The 21,752-nt window shown below is 35.6% G+C and carries 22 protein-coding genes; 15 read left to right on the forward strand and 7 right to left on the reverse strand.

Annotated features, from left to right (window positions below):
• The first annotated feature begins 376 nt into the window (after positions 1–376).
• From FC19_RS01515 to FC19_RS01535, 5 genes are all read left to right on the forward strand, one after another.
• Complete coding sequence (locus FC19_RS01515; RefSeq protein WP_057875237.1) at positions 377–1,057, forward strand: response regulator transcription factor; 681 nt, start codon at positions 377–379, stop codon at positions 1,055–1,057.
• A gap of 35 nt (positions 1,058–1,092) precedes the next feature.
• Positions 1,093–2,046 carry a sensor histidine kinase gene (locus FC19_RS01520; protein ID WP_201782295.1) on the forward strand — a complete coding sequence of 318 codons (954 nt, stop codon included), beginning with the start codon at positions 1,093–1,095 and terminating at the stop codon, positions 2,044–2,046.
• Between the two features lie 105 nt (positions 2,047–2,151).
• Positions 2,152–2,907 (forward strand): ABC transporter ATP-binding protein, encoded by a 756-nt coding sequence (locus tag FC19_RS01525; protein WP_057875239.1) that lies wholly within the window; start codon positions 2,152–2,154, stop codon positions 2,905–2,907.
• Between the two features lie 2 nt (positions 2,908–2,909).
• Complete coding sequence (locus FC19_RS01530; protein ID WP_057875240.1) at positions 2,910–4,832, forward strand: FtsX-like permease family protein; 1,923 nt, start codon at positions 2,910–2,912, stop codon at positions 4,830–4,832.
• A 306-nt stretch (positions 4,833–5,138) separates the two neighbouring features.
• A complete protein-coding gene (locus FC19_RS01535) occupies positions 5,139–6,311 on the forward strand; it encodes an AI-2E family transporter (RefSeq protein WP_057875295.1) in 1,173 nt (390 codons plus the stop codon).
• Positions 6,312–6,418: 107 nt separating this feature from the next.
• On the opposite strand, the gene FC19_RS01540 is transcribed toward FC19_RS01535, so the two are convergent.
• Complete coding sequence (locus FC19_RS01540) at positions 6,419–6,820, reverse strand: iron-sulfur cluster biosynthesis family protein (RefSeq protein WP_057875241.1); 402 nt, start codon at positions 6,818–6,820, stop codon at positions 6,419–6,421.
• Between the two features lie 136 nt (positions 6,821–6,956).
• Between FC19_RS01540 and FC19_RS01545 the strand changes: the two genes are divergently transcribed.
• The 8 genes from FC19_RS01545 to FC19_RS01580 all read left to right on the forward strand — a co-directional run bounded on the left by FC19_RS01545 (position 6,957) and on the right by FC19_RS01580 (position 15,673).
• Positions 6,957–7,721: an SIR2 family NAD-dependent protein deacylase gene (locus FC19_RS01545; protein ID WP_057875242.1), complete on the forward strand. Its 765-nt coding sequence runs from the start codon at positions 6,957–6,959 to the stop codon at positions 7,719–7,721.
• Positions 7,705–8,139: a MarR family winged helix-turn-helix transcriptional regulator gene (locus FC19_RS01550; RefSeq protein WP_057875243.1), complete on the forward strand. Its 435-nt coding sequence runs from the start codon at positions 7,705–7,707 to the stop codon at positions 8,137–8,139. Before FC19_RS01545 ends, FC19_RS01550 begins: the two co-directional genes overlap by 17 nt.
• 282 nt (positions 8,140–8,421) lie before the next feature.
• Positions 8,422–9,264, forward strand: a complete 843-nt coding sequence (dat, locus tag FC19_RS01555; protein WP_057875244.1) for a D-amino-acid transaminase — start codon at positions 8,422–8,424, stop codon at positions 9,262–9,264.
• A 320-nt stretch (positions 9,265–9,584) separates the two neighbouring features.
• Positions 9,585–10,580 carry a HoxN/HupN/NixA family nickel/cobalt transporter gene (locus tag FC19_RS01560; RefSeq protein ID WP_057875245.1) on the forward strand — a complete coding sequence of 332 codons (996 nt, stop codon included), beginning with the start codon at positions 9,585–9,587 and terminating at the stop codon, positions 10,578–10,580.
• Between the two features lie 196 nt (positions 10,581–10,776).
• The gene (locus FC19_RS01565) at positions 10,777–11,367 is read left to right on the forward strand and encodes an ATP-dependent Clp protease proteolytic subunit (protein WP_083488282.1); all 591 of its coding nucleotides are present in this window, start codon (positions 10,777–10,779) and stop codon (positions 11,365–11,367) included.
• A gap of 345 nt (positions 11,368–11,712) precedes the next feature.
• Complete coding sequence (locus FC19_RS01570) at positions 11,713–12,618, forward strand: magnesium transporter CorA family protein (protein WP_057875247.1); 906 nt, start codon at positions 11,713–11,715, stop codon at positions 12,616–12,618.
• Positions 12,619–13,037: 419 nt separating this feature from the next.
• Positions 13,038–14,228, forward strand: coding sequence for a tryptophan synthase subunit beta (gene trpB / locus FC19_RS01575; RefSeq protein ID WP_057875248.1), 1,191 nt, complete (start codon positions 13,038–13,040; stop codon positions 14,226–14,228).
• Between the two features lie 344 nt (positions 14,229–14,572).
• Positions 14,573–15,673 (forward strand): S66 family peptidase, encoded by a 1,101-nt coding sequence (locus tag FC19_RS01580; RefSeq protein ID WP_057875249.1) that lies wholly within the window; start codon positions 14,573–14,575, stop codon positions 15,671–15,673.
• 149 nt (positions 15,674–15,822) lie between these two features.
• Here FC19_RS01580 and FC19_RS11930 read toward each other — a convergent pair whose 3' ends face one another.
• Genes FC19_RS11930 through FC19_RS01595 form a run of 4 tightly spaced genes read right to left on the reverse strand, consistent with a single transcriptional unit; the run spans position 15,823 to position 18,467 of the window.
• Positions 15,823–16,506, reverse strand: coding sequence for an MFS transporter (locus FC19_RS11930; protein WP_338037333.1), 684 nt, complete (start codon positions 16,504–16,506; stop codon positions 15,823–15,825).
• Positions 16,467–17,114, reverse strand: a complete 648-nt coding sequence (locus FC19_RS11935) for an MFS transporter (protein WP_338037334.1) — start codon at positions 17,112–17,114, stop codon at positions 16,467–16,469. The genes FC19_RS11930 and FC19_RS11935 overlap by 40 nt, the downstream gene beginning before the upstream one ends.
• A 2-nt stretch (positions 17,115–17,116) precedes the next feature.
• Positions 17,117–18,043, reverse strand: a complete 927-nt coding sequence (locus FC19_RS01590; protein ID WP_057875250.1) for an isocitrate lyase/PEP mutase family protein — start codon at positions 18,041–18,043, stop codon at positions 17,117–17,119.
• Positions 18,030–18,467, reverse strand: a complete 438-nt coding sequence (locus FC19_RS01595) for a hypothetical protein (protein ID WP_057875251.1) — start codon at positions 18,465–18,467, stop codon at positions 18,030–18,032. The genes FC19_RS01590 and FC19_RS01595 overlap by 14 nt, the downstream gene beginning before the upstream one ends.
• A gap of 215 nt (positions 18,468–18,682) precedes the next feature.
• On the opposite strand from FC19_RS01595, the gene FC19_RS01600 reads away from it, so the two are divergent.
• Together FC19_RS01600 and FC19_RS01605 are read left to right on the forward strand one after the other, a co-directional pair.
• Entirely contained in the window at positions 18,683–19,207 is a 525-nt protein-coding gene (locus FC19_RS01600; RefSeq protein WP_235809296.1) for a 2-thiouracil desulfurase family protein, read from the forward strand.
• A gap of 41 nt (positions 19,208–19,248) precedes the next feature.
• Positions 19,249–20,211: a D-2-hydroxyacid dehydrogenase gene (locus FC19_RS01605; RefSeq protein WP_057875252.1), complete on the forward strand. Its 963-nt coding sequence runs from the start codon at positions 19,249–19,251 to the stop codon at positions 20,209–20,211.
• 205 nt (positions 20,212–20,416) lie between these two features.
• Here FC19_RS01605 and FC19_RS01610 read toward each other — a convergent pair whose 3' ends face one another.
• Together FC19_RS01610 and FC19_RS01615 are read right to left on the reverse strand one after the other, a co-directional pair.
• Positions 20,417–21,019: an ECF transporter S component gene (locus FC19_RS01610; protein ID WP_057875253.1), complete on the reverse strand. Its 603-nt coding sequence runs from the start codon at positions 21,017–21,019 to the stop codon at positions 20,417–20,419.
• Between the two features lie 62 nt (positions 21,020–21,081).
• A complete protein-coding gene (locus FC19_RS01615) occupies positions 21,082–21,675 on the reverse strand; it encodes a TetR/AcrR family transcriptional regulator (RefSeq protein WP_057875254.1) in 594 nt (197 codons plus the stop codon).
• Positions 21,676–21,752 lie beyond the last annotated feature (77 nt).

A 21,752-nucleotide genomic window follows, 5' to 3' on the forward strand; every position in this document is an offset into this window, starting at 1 on the left:
GCAAGCCCTTATAGGGCTGAAAAAAAGCCACCAGCTATGCTGGTGGATGGTTACTTTTGAAGACTTTAAACCCATCTGTGTATTAACAATAATTTCTTTCAATAATGTACCTTCGTCTTCAAGACCGTACAGTATTTGATGAAGAAGTGCGTGCGCTTTTTATGCCGTACTGCTCATTCTAAACAGCTTCTTTATACTAGAAAAATAGAAAACATATTTTAGTAATGTTAGTTTTAATACAAAAATTTAGCGAAAAAAAGCAGAATTTTTGGAGACTTGACGCTAAATACTATTGCTATTAATATCAATCCATGTTTATTATAAATTAATGATTAGTTTTGACGTTCTCCGTCTAAGGAAGGAAGCAGCAAGGTTTATGCAGAAAATATTTGTGGTAGAAGATGATGAATCAATTTTAAAATCGGTCAAGGAAGGATTGGAAAAATGGCAATATCAAGTAAGTAAAGTTAATGACTGGCAGAATGTCGACCAAGAATCCTTAGACTTTGAAGCTGATCTAATTATAATGGATATCACACTACCAACCTATGATGGCTTTTACTGGACCGCAAAGATAAGAGATGCCTCCAACGTTCCGATTATCTTTGTTTCTGCAGCTGAAATGAATCCGAATGCCGTGAGAGCCATTGCAACCGGGGCGGATGATTATGTTACAAAACCATTTTCACTGGCAGTACTGATATCAAAAGTTCAGGCAGTTCTTCGGAGAACCACAAGCGCTAATGAACTAAGTGATAAAAAGATAACTGTAGAGGGCTATCAGTTGAATGCCTTAAACAACTGTCTAAGTTATGCAGGACAAACGATCAAATTAACACCAACCGAAGGGATAATTATGGAACTCCTCTTTTTAAATGCAAATAAAACTGTTTCAAAAGATCGCTTAATGCAAAGCATCTGGCAGGGCGGCCTATTCATTACACAAAATGCTTTGAATGTTAATATAAGTCGATTACGCAGTAAACTAGCTACGATGGAACTCAAAGAAAGGCTCGTAACTGAACGGGGTCGTGGATTTAGGCTGGTACTTCAATGATTAACAGTTCAATCAAGCGTATACTAAAAAACATTTTGGCAAAGTGGCCATCGTTCATGATGTACCTAGGTTCCATTTCATTTTTAGGCCTTTTATGTTTTCTTTATAATATTGATTTCATGTTGATTGCTGATCTAATCAGGTTTACTTTTATTCCTTTTGTCCTATTGCTGTTTTATCGTGTCTATCATGAGGACAAACTTTTAAAAAAACTAAAAAAGGCGTATTTACAAGGTCAATTGTTGTCTGCGGTTCCTCATAGTTTAACAGAACGAACTTTTATTGAATACTTCAATCGAGCGCAGCAACAGCGGAGCCAATATGAAAAAAAGATCCAAGAAAAATTTAAACAACATCGTGATTATTTAGTAATGTGGAGTCATGAGATAAAGACACCTCTAATTGCTTTGAGCCTGTTGGCGGAAAATAAAAACGAAGTTGCCAGTGTCGATGTGCAGGGGCAGGTCGCTTTAGCTTACCATCAGTTGGACTTAATACTCACTTATGAACGCCTGGCTGATTTTAACCATGATCTTAATTTTAAATGGAGTTCAGTTGATAATATTGTTGAGACAATTATAAAAAAATATGCAGTTTTCTTTATCAGAAAAAACATCACTCCTCGAGTAAAAGTCTCAACTGTTAAAATTTTAACAGATCCAAAATGGCTATCATTTATTTTGGAACAATTATTAATGAATGCTCTCAAGTATTCAAAGAAAAATACCTTAATTGAAATTGAATGGCGAGATAACACGATAAAAATCATTGATAGCGGAGCTGGTATTGATGCGAGTGATCTTCCACGCGTTTTTGAGCCTGGGTTTACTGGTAATAACGGACGCTCCCATGATTCTGCCACTGGGATGGGGCTATATCTCGCTCAGCAGATCAGCAAGATAATTGGATTAAAATTAACAATTAAATCGAAGACTCGCAAGGGGACAAGCGCTATACTTTCAATTTCTGAAGATAAAATTGAGAAATAAGTTGAAAATAACAGATTGTAAGGTTTCTAACGTTGTTGTAACTACAAAATGACGTTAGAAGCCTTTTATAATGTAATTAGACATAAATGAAGGAGTGTTATTTGGATGAACGTATTAAATTTAAACCATGTTCGTAGAGTTTTCGCAGATGATAATAAAAATAAGGTGACGGCGTTAAAAGATATTTCTTTTAATGTTGATAAAGGTGAGTATGTCGCTATTATGGGGGAATCTGGAGCTGGTAAAACGACACTGCTCAATATTATTGCGACTTTAGATAAAGCAACCAGTGGCAGCGTCACCTTAAATAATGTCGATTTGAATAAACTACGGGAAAAACAAACTGCCAAATTTAGGCGTGAACACTTAGGTTTTGTTTTTCAAAACTTCAATTTACTAGACACATTTAATAATCGCGATAATATTTTTTTGCCATTAGTACTTGCGAAGACTGAATATGCTGAAATGGAACAGCGCTTGAATCCATTAGCAGAGCAGCTTGAGATCAAAAATTTATTAGAACGTTACCCATATGAAATATCAGGTGGGCAAAAGCAGCGTGTAGCAGCAGCTAGAGCATTAATTACTAGGCCAGATTTAGTCTTAGCAGATGAACCAACGGGTGCGCTTGATTCTCATAATACAGAGAATCTTCTACAATTGTTTGAAAATGTAAATACTCAAGGTCAAACTATTTTGATGGTAACACATAGTGCGGCAGCTGCTAGTCATTCAAAACGGACTCTTTTCATCAAAGATGGTCAGATTTATCATGAAATCTTCAAAGGTGACCATTCAAGAGCAGAATATTTAAAAAAGATCATGGCAAGTTTAGCAGCGCTATCAAGTAAGGAGGTTTAAGAATGGTCCATTTAAAATTAGCGTGGCATGGTGTTACGCATCATAAACAAGAATATGGTCCCTTTCTTTTGGCAAGTGTAGTCCTTATCGCAATTAATTTTATTTTTTGGAATGTTTCTTTAAACAAGGCCTTAAAAGCAATGCCTTTTGGGGATGCAACAATTGAAATAACAAAAGTGGCCATTGTTTTCATCTCTTTGATATCTTTGTTTCTAATGTTTTATGCAAATAGTTTCCTAATCAAGCAACGTGGAGAGGAACTTGGCCTCTACAATATGGTAGGGCTCAGCATCGGTGACCTACGCTGGATTCTGTCATTAGAAACTATCTTACTGTATGTAGTCAGTTTGATTTCAGGGTTGATTGCAGGCTCGGTTTTTCTTAAACTGGCATTTTTGATCCTGCAAAAGCTGTTGCCAATTAAAGAATCGCTTGACCACTTTGAAATGCATGCAGTATCTACGACAGCAGTGATATTCCTCCTTATTTTTATGGCATTGTTAGTTTACAATTTTCATCGAGTTCATTCGATCGATCCGATTCATCTTTGGAATCAATCCTTTAAAGGTGAGAAAGAACCTAAAGCTAAAAAGGGACTGGCAATTATTGGTATTGCAATACTCGCTTGGGGATACTGGATATCACTTAGGGCTAAACCAAGTGGAGCGGCTTTTATAAGCTTTATTCTAGCTGTTACTTTAGTTGTTTTAGGCACGTATTTACTTTTTATTGTAGGTAGTATCGCTTTCTTGAAAATATTGAAAAAGCAAAAAAGAATCTATTACAAACCAAATTATTTTATTTCGATATCAGGGATGCTTTTCCGTATGAAACAAAATGGAGCAGGGCTAGCTTCGATATGTTTGCTATGTACATCAATTTTAGTCACGATGGTCGGTACTTTGAGCTTGTATGTTGGTGAAAATAAATTGATCGATTCGTGGAATCCTTACGATATCATGTTTACCATGGAGAAACAGCTCTCAGCTAAACAGCAGCAGGTCATCAACGAAACGGCTTCTAAATATAATATCACTTTGGGTAAGCAAAACCAGATGCCGATAACGACTCCAAGTTCAGGATCAATAAAAAACGGTAAGTTTGAAAACCGCAATATTATGCATGGGACATACCAGTTATCTACGCTAACCTTAGCCGAGTATAATTCTATTCAAGGAACGAATGTCAAATTAAAGAAACGACAGATCTTACTTTATACTGCTTCTTCTAAACTTCATGAAAAACATCTTTTTATTCAGGGACAGCAATATCAGGTCAGGACGATCAACGATTTCAAAATGGCATTTAACTATCTGCATTCAATTTTACAGCCGATGTTTGTAGTTGCTGCTAATGAAGAAGTAGCCAAAACAATTAACCCACAACCTAAATTGATTGTTTTAGGTTTTAATATAGCAGGTACTCGATCCAATCAGTTAAAGTTTGCTGATACGCTCCAAAAAGAGCTGAATTTGAGTACTGCAACATATACGGCCGCTCCAATTTATAGAAATCTTTTCCAGTCACTTTTTGGATCTCTGCTTTTCATCGGCTCATTAGTAAGTATTACGTTAATTTTTGCTACAGCTTTAATGATTTATTATAAGCAACTATCAGAAGGGTATGCTGATCGAAGAAAGTTCCAGACAATGAAACAGGTTGGTTTAAGTCAAGAAGAAACAAAAAAAGCTATTCGAAGTCAAGTTTCATTAGTATTTATGCTGCCAATTTTGGGAGCCGCTATTCACTTTGGATTTTGCATTCCGTTACTCAAAAGTATCCTATCAGTTTTCTCAATGTATAGTACCAAGGTTTTAACGGAGGTAAGTGTAGTAACGTTAATTGTTCTATCAGGAGGATATTGCTGTGTATACTTCTTGACGACAAAGGTTTACCAAGATCTGATAGACAAAAAAATCAAATGATTTGAAAAGCTTTTTAAAAGCTCTAATAGTGCTGTCAACCATTCAAACGCTTTTTGAGGCATTCTAATTACTGAGATTATGCGGTTATAAGTGTGATCTGTTAAATTTCAACAAAAACTCCAGATTAATCTCTAACGTATCTCATTTTTGTTTTCGCTAATTCCAAATGACATTCAGTCTGTAAATGTAAAAAACTACTAGCCAAAGGAATATTTCGTTATAATAAGAATCAAGAAGTATAAATAGCAACGGCTGATAGAATTAATCAAGGTTTTAGTTGACTGACTGTTGCGTATTAGGGGCGTGATAAGATTGGAAAAAAGTAGATGGATTCGATTTTTAGGTGGAAATAACCTAGTTTTTACACTGGTTACCTTGGGCTTAGTAGCAACATTGATTTTTTTGTTCGATAAAATATCATTTATTTTTAAACCACTAGGCATTATAGCAGGTACCGTTTTACCACCACTTATTTTTGGAGTCGTTATTTATTATTTATTGAATCCGTTAGTTAAATTATTGGAAAAAAGACTTTCTCGAACATGGGTCATATCGGTTATCTATGTCTTAATACTTATCCTATTAGCGGCTGGCGGCATCCAGCTCCTGATTCTAGTTCAAGATCAGGCAGTTGAATTATTCAATAAGTTCCCAGATATTGTGAAAGGCTTTCAAGATAATTTCGACTCGGCTACAAGGAACTTACCGTTTGCAAACGAAATCAATCAGTTAGTCAAATCAGTAGATTTGAACAGCGATAAAATCGGAGATTTTGTCAGCAACTATTTTACTGATGGACTTAAAGGCTTCGGTGGTGTATTCTCAGCCGTAACCACAACTTTTTTAACAATATTAACAGGTCCGATTGTCGCTTTCTTTTTGTTAAAAGACAAAGAAAAATTCTACAATTTTGTAAAGAAAATCGTTCCACCGGTTTTTCGGAATGACTTTAATGAATTGTTTAAGATTGTCGATCAGCAGATCGGTGGTTATCTTAAAGGGCAGATTGTTGCTTCAATTATTCTAGGTATCCTATATTGGCCAGCGTTCCTCTTGATTGGACTCAATTATGCTGGAGCCATCTCATTAGCTGCAGGTATTTTATGTATTATCCCATATATTGGACCTTTTGCAGTCTTTATACCAGGATTGATCGTTGCCTTTCAAACTTCATTTATGATGGCGGTCAAATTTGTCGTTGTTTGGTTTGTTATCCAATTTCTCCATGGTGAATTAGTTGTTCCACGTGTAATGGGTGACAAGGTTCAGCTGCATCCTATTACTGTCCTCTTAGTCTTGCTAGTTATGGGTGATTTAATGGGGTTGGTTGGTGTCATTTTTGGGATACCTATCTATTGTCTGGTTAAGGTTTTCGCTATTTATCTTTTCCGCATATTTAAGCGCCGATACAATCGTTTTTACGGTAACCATGGCAAATACGAAGATACAAAATTCTCGAAAGATGATTATTTAGATTAGAGAAAAGTTTTTAAGGTGACTTTGGTTATAACAACAAAACTGTTAGGCTGTATAATTGCAGTCTAGCAGTTTTGTTCGTTTTAGCAGGTTGAAGATCTAGCTAAGTTTTATATTAAATCTGTTTTCTTCATTAAAACATGCGAATTCTGAGTATGACTTGACAGATCCTTGAGAGAAACATTGTTATCGATTACTCCTGTATATTTTCCTGATAGGACTAAAAGATTAAATCGATCCGTATATAGATATATTTCATCATCCAAAAATTCAAGTGAGTAACTTTTTAATAAAAAATGACCCAATGAAGTATTAATTTCAGCATTATAATCAGTTAAATCAGCCATATTGTTAACAATAATAATGTCAAAATTTGTTTCAAGTCCGCATGTTGCTTGAAGGTTGGAATACATTCCAACCCCATCATCAAAACTTAATAAAACATGCAGTTTCTTATTATTTGTATACCTTCGAAGTATTTTTTGTGCTGCTGGCAAAATATTTAAAAACATAATAAAATTACCTCCTTCAGAAGAGAATAGTGACCCTTGGTCTAATCTTGACTTTCTAATGCACATAGTTTACTATGCACATACATAGTAAACGCTAATATAATGAAAGTCAACCAAAGGGTGGTACCAACTTAAAATGACAAAAAAAGAAAAAGTTATGCAGCTGGCTAAGATGATTCTGCAAATGAATAAAACAATTATTTTTACTGGAGCAGGAATTTCAATTTCAAGCGGTTATCCTGACTTAGCAGGTATGCAAGAAATTGCTCAAAATGATTCTGAGTTCCATGACAATCTTTTGAGGTTATTAACAAATCGTTTTGCTCAAAAAAATCCCTTAATGTTTTATCGGCTTTATCGAAAAACGCATTTTAAGCCACTAAGCCAGCCGAGTCTGAGTCATGAGGTAATAACTTTATTACAAAAAGAAAAACTAATTGCAGGCATAATTACAATGAATTTAGACCATTTGCATACCATTGCCGGATCAAAAAATGTTGTTGAATATTGGGGGAGTATTAATGATAATTATTGTGTAGCTGAACATCATTACTTTAGTATGAATTTTATAGCAAGACACTCAGTGCCATACTGCCCATTAGATGGATCATTGATTTTGCCTGTTTTTGTTGAGCGCAATATGACAGCCATTAAAAAAGAACTTGAATGCGGACGCAAGCTGACTACAAATACTGATTTAATGATAGTTTGTGGAACCAAAGCAGCACATGGTATACCTGGTAATCCTCATAAAATGGTAGTCATTAACAAAATGCATACTAAGCTTGATTTGAAAGCAGATTTAGTGATTCATGCTAACTTAGATTGGGTATTTGAACAATTAGCAATCGATTTGTGTTTAAAAAAACGAGGAGGTTTTCATGATGAAATTATCACTTGATGACTGTACATACTTTGCAACTAACAAATTGGCAAGAGAAACTGAAAAAATTGCAATCAAAGCGTATCAACCTACTGGATTAGCGCCAACTTACAATTACATTTTAATGACAATCAGTGAAACAGAGAGTATTAGTTTACAAGATCTTTGTCAATTAATGGATATTGCACCATCGACGATGTCACGTTTTATTAAAAAGCTCGAAACTGAAGGTTTGGTAAAAAAAAAATATGGTTGGAGAAAACTAGATTTGAACCTGACCGCTAAGGGCACACATTTTATGCCAACTGTTTACAAATGTTTCAAACAACTAGAAAGCCTAATGATTTCATATTTTGGCGAAGCGAAAGATAACGAAGGTTTTGTTAAGCTCGTTAATGATAAATGTACAGTGCTTGTTGAGAGAAATGAAAAATAATCATTTTTTATAGACCCGCAGTAGTAGCCGAAGTCTTGATCATGGGTAAAGTATAATTACGCGGAGACACAAAGAATCGAAAAAGACTATCACAAGACATCATTTTTTTGTTGAGTAGATACAACCATTTCTGGATTTTTAGATAATAACTGCACTTTATAATTTACTGATGTAGATTGACTTTTGTAAAGTGCCAGTATAAATTTATATTATTAGAGTTTTATCATCTATCTTTAAAAAAATAATTAATGAATTTCGCTAATGGAGAGGATAGTGATTTACATGCATATCTTGTGGAATGATCAGATTGTTGAACGATCAGAAGTTAAACTTGACATTGAGGACCGCGCATATCAGTTTGGAGATGGATTATATGAGGCTCTTCGAATTTATGATGGTGAAATGTTTATGTTCGATGAGCATTTCGCACGTTTAAAGCGTTGTGCAGATGAAATTCGACTGAAACTGCCTTTTACTAAATCTGAATTAAAAAACAATTTAGATAAACTGATCGCTGCTGAGAATGTTGATGGAGGTGAAATTTATTTCCAAGTTTCAAGAGGAGTGTTGGCCCCCCGTAATCATCGAATACCTTCTTCTGAAGAAGTTAAACCTGTTTTAACGGGGAATGTAATTCCATATGAGCGACCAATTGACAAACAAAAACATGGTGAGACCGCTTGTTTAGTTGAAGATAAACGCTGGCTTCATTGCAACATAAAATCTTTGAGTCTTCTTGGAAATATTTTATCACTTGACGAGGCGCGGCAAAAAGGTTGTGATGATGCACTCTTAGTACGTGATGGTTTTTTTACAGAAGCATCTGCATCTAACGCGTGGTTTGTTATTGATGGAATTTTGTATACTCATCCAGATGGCAATTTGGTCTTACCAGGGATAACTAAGCTTCGGCTGCTTGAAATTGCACGCAGTGAGGGGTTGTCGGTTAAAGAAGAAGCTGTACCGGTTTCTAAATTAGAACAAGTTGAAGAATGTTTTGTCTCAAATTCTATTTGGGAAGTAGCACCAGTCGTCAGTGTGGATGGAAAACCTATTAATGGTGGAAAAATAGGCAAAATTACTAAATTTTTACAAGAGAAGTATATTGAATGGATTAATAAGTAAAAATGTCTCACTTATTTTTTCTGAAAAGATAACAGTAAAACATAGTCTTGGAAACTAGCAGGGAAGTGTGTATATAGCTTAATTCTGTATTACAGTTAAAAAATTCATGGTTAGGCTAAGAAGCGATTGTTAGAATACATTATTAAGATAAATATTGTAATAGTGCTAAGTTGAAACATAAGTTTTGACTTAGTGCTATTTTTATGTAAACAAAATATATTGTCAAATGGTAATAACTTGCGTTTTGCATTTTTGGTAATGTGAGCCTAGCTAACACTTTGTACACTTACATTAAGAAATTAATGGGGGTTTATTGGTTTATGAAAAATAAAATATTGCGCGGTTCTATACCATATTATTCAGCTAGCGCGGGGCTGCACATTATCGGGATCGTATTATTGCTCATTGCCGGATTACATTCACCTAGTTTTTGGGGTATGAGTTTTCTTGCCTATTCTTTAGGATTGCGCCACGCTTTTGATGCAGATCACATAGCTGCTATCGATAATACTGTGCGTAAACTAGTTCAGCAGAATAAAAAAACATACGGTGTAGGTTTTTACTTTTCTTTGGGTCACTCAACAGTTGTTTTTTTAATGGCAATTGTGGTCAGCATTTCAGTTAAGTGGGCAAAAGTGAAGTTGCCCTTCTTAGAAGCAGTTGGAGGACAGATCGGTTCACTTGTTTCAGGGAGTTTCCTGATTATCGTTGCTTTATTTAACCTTTTAATTTTGGTGAGCATGCACAAATCGCTTGAAAAGATGAAACAGGGGAACTTCGATGAAAGCAAACTGAATGAACTTTTATTGTCTCGTGGTTTTCTCGCGCGATTATTAGCGCCCCTTTTCAAATGTATTGACCATAGCTGGCAGATGTACCCAATAGGCTTTTTATTTGGACTAGGCTTTGACACAGCTACTGAAATAGCGTTGATTGCTTTGTCAGCCAGTGCAGCACAGTCAAGTATTTCAGGCCTAGGCATTATTGCATTACCCGTACTTTTTGCAGCTGGAATGAATTTAATGGATACAACTGATTCAGTAATGATGTCTGGGGCCTACAACTGGGCATTTGATACACCAGTTCGAAAGGTGTACTATAATTTGACAGTAACTACAGTCTCGGTCATTGCAGCGTTTGTTATCGGTGGGATAGAATTGCTTCAAGTTGTTACTAGTATGACAAACGTTAAAAGTTGGGTACAGAATATTGATTTCAATTACTTAGGTTATATATTGGTGTTGATATTTATTGCGATGTGGGGTTTTGCATATCTAATTTGGAGATTTTTCATTAAGAAACGAGAAGCAATATAATTGAATTTTCTATGCCCATTTTCAAAGAGCCCAATTTTTACCAAAAATAATTTGGACCATTTGTTTGTCACTCAAAAATTGTCTTAATAAACCTTCAGACCGAAAAAACTAGGAGTTATGATTCTTTAATCATTCTTTAAACTGTGGTATACTTCAATGGTCAAAGAAAGTGAGGGATTTTTTTATGACACAATTTATGGACCAGAATGATGAAAAAAAGAAAAATTCGAACGATATCTCAGACGTGTATCGTAAAAAAATGCTTGATCAACGGATTGTTTTGATATATGGCGAGGTTAACGAAGAATTAGCTAAGGATATAACATCCCAGCTGCTGCTCCTTGCTGCTTTATCAGATGATCCAATTACGATTCTTGTCAATAGTCCGGGCGGGCATGTTGAGTCGGGAGATACAATCCATGATATGATCAAGTTTATTAAGCCAACAGTACGTGTTATTGGAACTGGCTGGGTTGCGAGTGCAGGAATTACAATCTTCTTGGGTGCTGACAAAGAAAACAGATACAGTTTACCTAACACACGCTATATGATTCATCAACCTGCAGGCGGAGTACAAGGCCAATCGACAGAAATTCAGATTGAGGCTCAAGAGCTTATTCGGACACGCAAGCGTATTAACGAGTTGATTTCTGAAGCAACAGGACAACCACTCGAAAAAGTGGAAAAGGATACAGATCGTAACTTCTGGATGTCCGTTGATGAAGCTAAGAAATACGGAATTGTTGGAAAGAAAATTACAACATTTGCTGAAATTCAACCTAAATAAGCTAAAGTATTACTTTATTTATTTCTAAAAAACAAAATAGAAAACCATCCTTTGGGAAATATTGATACAAAGAACAAAAAAAGCCTGTAACAATAATGAATTTTGTTGCAGACTTTTTTTTTACCAGGAAAAAGACATTTTTAAATATTGCAGTAATTGATTTATATACTGCGTCTACTATAATAAATTAAAAGCAATGCTAAGAATGAATGAAAAAATTAGAATTGATACAGTCAATATTATTATTTTATGGACAGTTTACATAGGAAGATATTTATTTGGTTTTGACTTTGCGTACACTTTCAACAAGGATTAGTCATAATCAAAATCATGGAGGCAATAGTTATGATTGAATCTAAAAAAATAAATATAGAGGCTTTTAAAATTTGGTTAAATGTAGAGGGACTTCTTTCTGAAGATATGGTGACCTTAAGAGAAAATTACAATCTTTCAAAGGAACTTCTTGAATATGTGGCCGACATTGATGAGCCAACTAACTATGATTATGACAAAGAAACACAGTCGCAGTTATTTGTTTATCACATTCCTTATAGAAGTCAACAAGGATTTCTAACGGTACCAGTTGTCATTCTTTTGATAGCTAATCAGATTATAACTTTTAATCATTCTAACGATGAGGCAGTTAAAAAAATTTTTACTGCTGAGATTCTTAATAAGGATACTTCTAATATTGAAACAAGTATTCTTGAAATATTGAAAAAATTAAGTGATCTTTATCTTTTACCTATGCATGAGATTCGACATCAACGCAAAGAATTAAATGATCTTTTAAGTACACGGGCCGATAATAAAAATTTAATAGCGCTCGCCAATCTTAGAAAAAGCTTGATTTATTTTTCAAGTGCAACTAGAAACAATCAGCAGTTGCTTGAGGGGCTGTCTAAAAAACATTTTGGCTTGAACTTTCTTGAAGATCAAATTGAATCCGTAGTTGATGCTAAAATCGAGACACACCAAGTAGAGCAGCTAGTTGAAACAGAATCTGAAATTGTAACGCAACTGATTAACACTTTCGACACAATATTAAGTAATAATTTGAATGATATTATGAAAATTTTAACAATCTGGTCAGTGGTTCTTGCTATTCCAACCATAATCACAGGCTTTTACGGCATGAATGTTAAATTACCATTTGAACGTAATTCATTGGCCTGGATCATTGTAATTGGATTAACAATAGCTATTATCTACTGGGTTATCCGTGCACTACGGCACCATCGCATAATCTAAAGGTTGAGCAATAATACCATCATGTTAATAGATTTAAATACACATGAAATTAAAGCAATTATCACAAAAAACATCTAGCAGTCTTTTAAATTTAATCTACAGAAACTTGAATTAATATCATAGATATACTTGACTTTTATTATTTTTTGTATGATAATTTTGATAACTTTTAAACGAAAGGAAGAATCATACCATGGACTTTACTTTAAATGTTTGGCAAAACTGGCGTAGTTAGTAAGTAAGTTTGCAGTAAAGTGTAGGCTTACTTTAATTCTTTAGTGTTAAAGAGAGTCTATGCTGGTATGATAATTCTAGATATAATACTATCTTTGAAGCCGCATAGTGAATACTATGTGGCTTTTGTCTATATTTTTCGTAAGGTAGACTCTCTCAAAAATTATATTAAGGGGATAAATCTCATGGAAAATACAACTGAAAAAGGATACTTCGGTAAATTTGGCGGACAATATGTCCCAGAGGATGTTAAAGTAGCATTGAATGAACTGGAAAAAACTTACGATAAATATAAAGATGATCAAGCTTTTCGAGATGAACTAGCTTATTATCTCAAAGATTATTCCGGCAGAGCAACGCCATTATACTATGCTGAGGGTTTGACCAATTATCTCGGAGGAGCAAAGATTTATTTAAAACGTGAGGATTTAAATCATCTTGGTGCTCACAAATTGAACAATGTTTTGGGTCAGATACTCTTGGCCAAAAGAATGGGCAAGAAAAAAGTTGTGGCAGAAACTGGTGCTGGACAGCATGGTGTTGCGACAGCTGCAGCCGCAGCTAAATTTGGGATGGAATGTGAAATTTTCATGGGTGCGGAAGATGTTGAACGTCAGAAATTAAATGTTTTTAGAATGGAACTGATGGGAGCAACTGTTAACTCAGTTACTGCTGGAACAGCAACTTTGAAGAATGCAGTTGATGCAGCCCTAGGCTATTTTGCAAAACATCTCAATGACACTTTTTATGTACTTGGATCAGCCGTGGGGCCCCATCCATATCCAACAATTGTTAAAGACTTTCAAAGTGTCATTAGTCGAGAAGCACGTAGTCAGATTCTTGCAAAAGAAGGCCGTTTACCAGATGCCGTCATCGCATGTGTTGGCGGAGGATCAAATGCCATCGGGGCTTTCGCGGAGTTTATCAACGATAAGGATGTTCGTTTAATCGGAGCTGAGGCTGCTGGGAAGGGGATCAACAACCCCGAAAATGCTGCAACGATGACGAATGGAACAATTGGAATTTCTGATGGAATGAAAACTTATGTTTTACAGGACAAACAAGGAAAAGTTTTGCCAGCATACTCAATTTCTGCTGGGCTTGATTATCCAGGAGTTGGTCCAGAGCATGCCTTTTTAAAAGACACCCATCGTGCAGAATATGTTCCCATAACAGATAAGGAAGCTGTTAAAGCTTTTGAGCTCCTCTCAAAAAAAGAGGGAATAATTCCTGCTTTAGAAAGTTCACACGCAATCGCCGAAGCAACCAAATTAGTTCCAAAGATGAGTAAAGATCAAATTGTAATCATCAACATTTCCGGTCGTGGTGATAAGGATGTAGAACAAGTTGCAAAATATATGAATAAAAAAATCTAATTAGAACCTTCTTATTCACCTGACAGTCTTTCTAGTGAGTGCAAACTCTCGTAAAAAAGCTAGAGCTTGCATTTATTTTATGGTCACAAAGAATGTAGCTTGGCTATAAACGTATTAAGAGAGTTTGGTAGAATGAAATAAGAAATTTTTTGTAGAACCTTACAACAAGATTTAGCCCGCTTCATTTGATAAAATACAAACTTTTTTTAAACAAACAAATAGTTTTTTGACTCTTGGAATCGAGCATGTGGGTAGTACCAGGACTAAGTGTAATGACTATTATTGACCTTGATATTGTTACTTGGGATTATTTGAGTTTCTATCTACTAAAAAGGGGGGATATTTTGGTAAAACCACCAGCGTTAAAAGTTGGAGATAAAGTTGCGATTGTCAGCTTATCTTCTGGTGTTTTAGGAGAAGCATTTTGCAGGCACGAATTAAAAAAAGGTAAAGAAAGATTACTGGAGATGGGTTTGAAGCCTATCTTTATGCCTAATGCGTTGAAGGGAATTGAATATCTTGCAAAGCATCCGGAGTCAAGAGCTGAGGATTTGAAAACGGCTTTTCTTGATGACTCTATCAGAGGAATAATTTGTGCAATAGGTGGTGATGATACTTATCGCCTTGCACCATATTTATTGGAAGATGAAAGTTTTAAAAAAGTTGTAAAAACCAATCCCAAATTATTCACAGGCTTTTCGGACACGACGATTAATCATCTTATGTTTTACAGCTTAGGAATGACCACCTTTTACGGGCCAAATTTCATCAATGATCTTGCTGAATTAGATTCAGATATGTTGAGCTATACTAAAAAATATTTTTTAAATTATTTAAAGAAGACAAACCATCTAGAAATTAGATCAAGTCATTATTGGTATGAAGAACGCAAAGATTTTTCAGAAAATGCTCTTGAAACAGCACGTGTCAAGCATCGAGAAACCAAGGGATACGAAATCCTACGTGGCAGGGGCATCGTAACTGGAAAACTATTAGGGGGCTGTCTTGATAGTTTTTATAATATTTTAGTAGGCGAACGCCACATTGGTGAAAAACAGCTTGTAGAGAAATACAGACTTTTTCCATCAGTTGATGAATGGAAAAATAAAATTATTTTTTTGGAAACAAGTGAAGAAAAGCCCAATCCTACTCTATATCGTAAAATGCTTACAGCTTTAAAAAAACGTGGCGTTTTTGCAGCAGTGAATGCTATTATTGTTGGTAAACCACAGAATGAGATTTTTTATGATGAATACAAAAAAGCAATAACTGATATAACTGCAGAAACAAAAACTCCGATTCTATTCAATGTTAACTTTGGTCACGCCTATCCACGGACTGTTTTGCCGTACGGTTTAGAAGCAAAAATAGATTTTGACCAAAAAAGGATTGTTATCAATGAATCGCTTTTTGCAACTGGTCCTGCCAATCATTTGAATAGTTAGGGATATAGCGTCAAAATAAGAGATTGAAGCACGTTAACTTTTTTATTTAATACATTCTGCCAGAAACTGGAACGAATATTAAAATATAATTAAAAAGCAAAGCTGCATCAAAAATCGAAAGCAGCTTTGCTTTTTAATTATATACATATTTATTGGATTTCCTGTTGCTTTGTTTCTGGGCCAAAAAAGGAAACAACGATTGCAGCAATCAGCATGAGCGCTGCAATTAAGTAAAAAATCAGATCTACTGAAACTTTTTGAATTGCCCATGTAGCAAAGTAAGGCGTTAAAACCGTTAATATTTTTGCAGCTCCATTGGCTGTGCCCGCGCCTCGAAAACGAAAATTAGTAACAAATAATTCTGACACATAAACACCTACGACCGAAGCCATCAAAATATAGAAAGTCATTGTCAAAAAGAAATCAATGATAATAATTGCTGCTGGATTAGTTTGTTGGGTATACAAAAGCCCTAAAATAGCTGAGAAAATAAAGGTCGGGATAATAGTCTTTTTTCGACCTATCCAATCTACAAGTATCGCACCAATTAATGCGCCAATTGGTGCACCTGTCATCATAATCATAAAATACCCGAGAGAATGTACAATGTTTATGTTCTTTTCAATTAATAGGGTCGGTGCCCAAGATGTAAATGTATATTGCGAAACCATAACCGCTGATACAGCAATAATTGCAATAAAAAGTCCACGTTTCAGATTAGGCCGTTCAGCTTGTTGCTTAGTTCCTTCTGTAGGAGTATCGGAGTACGAGCCATTGAGTTCTAGTGCAGCAATTATTTTTTCAGCTTCATCATATCGTCCTTTGGAGAGCAACCACCGTGGAGACTCAGGGAAATGGCGCTAACAATCCATAAAATAAGAGCAGCTGTACCAATGAATAGAAACATTGCACGCCAGGAGTAGCGGGGGATGAAGTAAGTTGCTAAGAGCAGAGCAAGAGGTGCACCCAGATTAGCAATGACAGCAGTTGCTCCCGACCAGCGGCCGCGTGTTTTTACAGGCGCAAATTCATTAATGAGCGAGTACCCAGTTACGATCTCGGCGCCTAACCCACAGGTTGCAATAAAGCGGAAAAAAATAAGAAAATAGATATTTGGCGAAAAAGCTCCAAGAAAAGTAAAGATGCCAAATAATAGCAGATTCAACTGATATGCTTTTTTACATCCCCATAAATCACCTATAAAGCCCGCTGCAATTGAGCCGACAAATAATCCAAGAAAACCGTCAGATAAGAAAAACGATCCTTGATTTAAAGTTGCAAAATGCTGCGCAATCATATCAGCATTAACCGCACTAGACATATACACATCACTTGCATCTATCATCATTCCAGCGACAACTAACCCAAATGCTTTATAAAACAAGCTTGATTCTTTTGATGTGTTAAGCCTCGTTTGCAAAGTATATTCTTTACTTTCCATTACTATAAATCCTCCTTAATATTCAGATCCTGCAGTATTTTTTCCATTTTTTTAGGAGCATATTGCTGTTCTCTCTGATTTACTTCATTGAGACCGATAAAATTATTGAAACGCTCGAAAGTAATCATTTTATTTTCTTGCCTAATGGCTGTACCTTCTTCTTTCAGATTGGAAAGTAATTGTTCCGTTGCGTATGTGTGCGCATAAGTTAATGCTGTTGGATGAACCACTATTTTGAAACCTAAATCGCACAACTCTTCTGAAGTAAGCATAGGTGTAGCACCACCTTCAATCATATTGGCCATTAATGGTGTATCTGGAAAGACTTTAGAGATTTCTTTTAACTCATCAATACTTTGGGGTGCTTCAATGAAAATCAAATCAGCTCCGGCTGCTAAATATTGGCGACTGCGATTGATAGCGTCTTCTAAGCCATAGACTGCACGCGCGTCTGTTCGCGACATAATTAAAAAATTTTTATTTTTCCTTTCTGAAACAGCTGATATTTTTTCAGCTAAAACATCAGCTGTTTCAACACTTTTACCTGCCATATGGCCACAAGGTTTTGGCCATTTTTGATCTTCTAGGAATATCCCTGCAGCGCCAATGGCTTCGTAATTACGGACAGTTCGACGAATATTATCTAGATCGCCATAACCCGTATCAGCATCCGCAAAAGCAGGAATATCAACAGCATTTATAATTTCACGACATTTGTTGAGCATGATAGAAAAATCTGCGATACCTCGATCTGGCATTGCAAGGTTACTGGCACTTGTAGCGTATCCAGCAGCAAAAATAGCTTTAAATCCGAGTTTTTCTGCTATTCTAGCTGAAAGGCTGTCGGGTGCAACAATCATATCTGTAATCTGATTCTTTGTATGAACAGCTATATCAAATTGATTCCTTAATTGATCAAATTTTTTCATACTGTATTTCCTCTAATCTCGAAACAAGTTCAGTTCCTATTTTTTTCTGACAGATAAGTGAAGCCGCGGTTGCAATAATAAAAGCTGGTTCGGCTTGTTCAAGCTCAGATCTTGAGATGAGCTCATTGTCCTGCGCTAAACCAATATCTGCAAGTGAAATTCTATTTTTAAGTTCTGTAATTGAATTAGTTTCCAAATGACCAATTAAAATTTTTTCAACACCAAGCTTGCTAGCAATTCTTATCCTTTCCTTGATTCCGGAAATACCATAATACCGAATTCCATCAAGTTTTACGATTAAATCCACAGAACTTGTTTTTAAACCATCCTGAGCCGCCTTTAATTTACCTGCAAATTCAAGCAGAGAAACAGGAGGTCGCGGAATTTTGCTGTGGGAGGGGAATATTTGATCATTTAATACCAATTGGTCAGCGCCAGAACGCGCTAATTCACGTGCAGTGTAATAGTTGTAAAAAGGCTGGCTGTGAAACGAATAGAACCAACTTTCAACTGTCTTTTTGTCTGAGTGTTTTAAAATTTTAAAATCGATTTGAATGGTGCTTGTTTTATTTGACGTGGTATACTACGATTAATTAAAATAAACTTTTATTTATGACATCATAGATATATGGTTAACAGATGGGATCGATGAAGGTGATTTTAGTAAGCTCATGTTTAGCGGGCTTTAAGGTTCGCTATAATGGAACAAGCGTGGAAAATGCAGCCGTAAGATGGTTGGTTACTCATGGTCAGGCAATTACGGTCTGTCCCGAAATAATGGCTGGTTTTACTATTCCAAGACTATCAGCAGAAATAGTTGGGGGTAGTGCAGCAGATGTTCTGAACGGAAAAGCGTACGTAAGAGAATGTAATGGCAATGATGTGACTGCCAAGTACATTGCAGGTGCACAAATGGTATTGGAGATTGCACGAAAAAATAATGTCCAAGCAGCTTTTTTGAAAGAAAATAGTCCGTCTTGTGGTGTAAACACAATCTACAATGGCCAATTTGACGGGCATTTATTACGAGGAAGCGGGATAACTGCCTATGTTTTAAAAGCTGAGGGCATTAAGGTCTATTCTGATTTGGAATTGAACTACGCAAAAATCAAACCCTTTGTTCCCGTGAGTGTTTCTGAGCAGTTTATCAATGCTGTCGGCTGAAAATCTGGACAGATAAAATATTGAAAGGAATGAAAAAATAAATGAAACTAGTAGTTTTAGATGGATATGCTTTAAATCCTGGTGATTTAAGCTGGAAAGAATTTGAAAAACTTGGAGACTTAACGGTGTATGATCGGACTTCTTACACAAATACGACTGAAATTTTAGAAAGAATCGGCAAGGCAGAAATAATATTCACAAATAAAACACCAATTAACCGTCAAATTATTGAGAAGGCACCCAATCTTAAATATATCGGCGTACTAGCTACAGGCTATAATGTGGTCGATGTCGAAGCTGCACAAGAAAATAGAATTACAGTCACAAACATTCCAGCTTACGGCACCGAAGCTGTCGCCCAAGCGACATTTGCACTGTTATTGGAAATTACCAATCAAGTTGGATTGCATAGTAAAGCTGTTCATAAAAGCGAATGGGAAAATAGCCCTGATTTTACTTTTTGGAAAACACCATTAATTGAATTAGCAGGAAAAACGTTTGGCTTAATTGGCTTTGGGAGAATTGCACAAGCAACAGCACAAATTGCCCATGCCATGGGAATGAAAGTTATCTTTTATAATCACCGGCCTAAAAAGTCAAAAGAGAGCTGGATAGAACAAGTGCCACTAGATGACTTGTTAAAACAGTCAGACGTTATCAGTTTACACATTCCGCAAACGAAATCGACAACTGGTTTCATTGATCATGAAAAAATTTCGAAGATGAAAAACGGAGTTATTTTACTCAATACTGCTCGTGGTGGTCTTTTAAACGAAGAAGAAGTAGCGACAGCTTTGAACGATGGTAAGATTTATGCGGCGGGAGTCGACGTCGTTTCGTCTGAACCGATTCAATCCAATAATCCGTTACTTTCTGCTTCGAATTGCTTTATTACTCCACATATTGCTTGGGCTCCTGTCGAAACACGCCGGCGATTATTAAAAATATGCTTGAATAATATAACATCATTTTTGGATGGGAATGCTAAGAATATCATTGATTAGAAGCTTTAAAAACAGCAGTTAATTATCGTAAATAGCGATAGTTAACTGCTGTTTTCTATATGCAAATAGCTTATTTATAAGGGCTTATTTGTTCTATTCCAATTATTTTTTTATTAATTAATTGTGTAATGCAAACAAACTATTATTTTAATTTGTTTATAACAATTATTCTTTTATATACTAGTATTAGATTCAGAACGCTTTTCTAATCAAGATTGTTTTTTCTCAAAACTACCGAAAGTGACTTAACAATAATTGGAACAACTACTCCAGCAAGAATCGCTTCTGGAATTCCATTAGTCCCGACAACACCTAATAATAAATTCCCAAGCAGCTCAGGATTTTTCAGTCCATATGCCTGTGCAACCGCAGGAGTCCGGAAACCAATATAAATAGTCCCTAGCACTAGGATCGTATTAAGCATTGAGCAAATCAGGGCTGTTAAAGCTGAACGAGCGACTAGACCGAAATGCGAAAGTCTTTTGTAGATAATGGCTGCCAATATTCCAACAATGATGCGAGGAACAACAGAAACTAAAGGGTTAGTAAAAACGAGTGTCTGGACAAGACTTGTCGGTCTTGTCCATGCGTTAATAAATGAAAATACTCCCCAAGTTGTTCCAGCAATGATGCCTTCAAATGGTCCAAACAAGATTGCGACAATAATAACAGTAATGTGAATAGTTGTTAAATTGATTAAGCCAATTGGAACGTAGCCGAGCATAGGAAAGAGACTTTGAACAATTATGATGGCCATAACAATACCCGAAATAGTAATCCGTCGTATTTTTTTTCTGTTATCTAACATTTAAAATACCTTCCTTTAGTGTATTTTGACTGCTGTCTATTATTATTTTTTGAAATACTTTTTTAAATATAGATTATTAATTTTCTTAGCAAGTCCAGCTGTTCATCGATATACTTTTCAGAGGCTTGATGGAGATAGCAGAAAACACTCAAACCCTCAATAGTCAAAATAAAATGATCGCCAATCGTTGCTAACTGTTTTTCTTGAATCTGATGCTGTGCAACTCCCAAATTAAGCACTCCTAAAATTGTTCTACGCATTTCATCCAAATTCTTGGATAAGAAGTTGGTGGCTTCAACAGAATTTTCAGAATAATATTCATAACCAGACATTAATAATGATTTGGAGATGTTAAGCAGCCGATCCTTTTGAAGATTAAGGTAGTTATCTAAAACCTCTTCAAAAGCTCTATCGCTTAGGATATCTTCTCTAACGCTGTCAAACCTCTTATGTTCGCGTTCAGTGATGATAGCCTGCATGATCTCTTCAGTTGAAGAAAAATAGAGGTACAGTCCACTGCGGCTGAGATTAATTGCACTTGCAATGTCCTTCATTGTTGTATTGGAAAATCCCTTTTCTAGCAATATCTGACGTGCCTTTTTTAATATTTCAGATCTTTTTATTTCACGTAATTTTTCATTTGCTTTTCTAGCCATATAAACCCCCTAAAAAAAATAAAGTGACACGCGTGTTACTTTATTCAAAGTTTATTTCAAATCATTAATTTTGTCAA

Origin of the sequence: Liquorilactobacillus aquaticus DSM 21051 (assembly GCF_001436755.1) — a bacterium.
Classification (GTDB): Bacteria; Bacillota; Bacilli; order Lactobacillales; family Lactobacillaceae; genus Liquorilactobacillus; species Liquorilactobacillus aquaticus.

Excerpts from the sequence above, each read along its gene's own strand:
- FC19_RS01590 (WP_057875250.1), bottom strand. The coding sequence starts at position 18,043 with ATGAAAAAATTTGATCAATTAAGGAATCAATTTGATATAGCTGTTCAT.
- dat (WP_057875244.1), top strand. The coding sequence starts at position 8,422 with ATGCATATCTTGTGGAATGATCAGATTGTTGAACGATCAGAAGTTAAA.
- FC19_RS01530 (WP_057875240.1), top strand. The coding sequence starts at position 2,910 with ATGGTCCATTTAAAATTAGCGTGGCATGGTGTTACGCATCATAAACAA.
- FC19_RS01540 (WP_057875241.1), bottom strand. The coding sequence starts at position 6,820 with ATGTTTTTAAATATTTTGCCAGCAGCACAAAAAATACTTCGAAGGTAT.
- FC19_RS01615 (WP_057875254.1), bottom strand. The coding sequence starts at position 21,675 with ATGGCTAGAAAAGCAAATGAAAAATTACGTGAAATAAAAAGATCTGAA.
- FC19_RS01600 (WP_235809296.1), top strand. The coding sequence starts at position 18,683 with ATGGGATCGATGAAGGTGATTTTAGTAAGCTCATGTTTAGCGGGCTTT.
- trpB (WP_057875248.1), top strand. The coding sequence starts at position 13,038 with ATGGAAAATACAACTGAAAAAGGATACTTCGGTAAATTTGGCGGACAA.
- FC19_RS01610 (WP_057875253.1), bottom strand. The coding sequence starts at position 21,019 with ATGTTAGATAACAGAAAAAAAATACGACGGATTACTATTTCGGGTATT.
- FC19_RS01605 (WP_057875252.1), top strand. The coding sequence starts at position 19,249 with ATGAAACTAGTAGTTTTAGATGGATATGCTTTAAATCCTGGTGATTTA.
- FC19_RS01525 (WP_057875239.1), top strand. The coding sequence starts at position 2,152 with ATGAACGTATTAAATTTAAACCATGTTCGTAGAGTTTTCGCAGATGAT.
- FC19_RS11935 (WP_338037334.1), bottom strand. The coding sequence starts at position 17,114 with ATGGAAAGTAAAGAATATACTTTGCAAACGAGGCTTAACACATCAAAA.
- FC19_RS01515 (WP_057875237.1), top strand. The coding sequence starts at position 377 with ATGCAGAAAATATTTGTGGTAGAAGATGATGAATCAATTTTAAAATCG.
- FC19_RS01550 (WP_057875243.1), top strand. The coding sequence starts at position 7,705 with ATGAAATTATCACTTGATGACTGTACATACTTTGCAACTAACAAATTG.
- FC19_RS01545 (WP_057875242.1), top strand. The coding sequence starts at position 6,957 with ATGACAAAAAAAGAAAAAGTTATGCAGCTGGCTAAGATGATTCTGCAA.
- FC19_RS01565 (WP_083488282.1), top strand. The coding sequence starts at position 10,777 with ATGGACCAGAATGATGAAAAAAAGAAAAATTCGAACGATATCTCAGAC.
- FC19_RS01560 (WP_057875245.1), top strand. The coding sequence starts at position 9,585 with ATGAAAAATAAAATATTGCGCGGTTCTATACCATATTATTCAGCTAGC.
- FC19_RS01570 (WP_057875247.1), top strand. The coding sequence starts at position 11,713 with ATGATTGAATCTAAAAAAATAAATATAGAGGCTTTTAAAATTTGGTTA.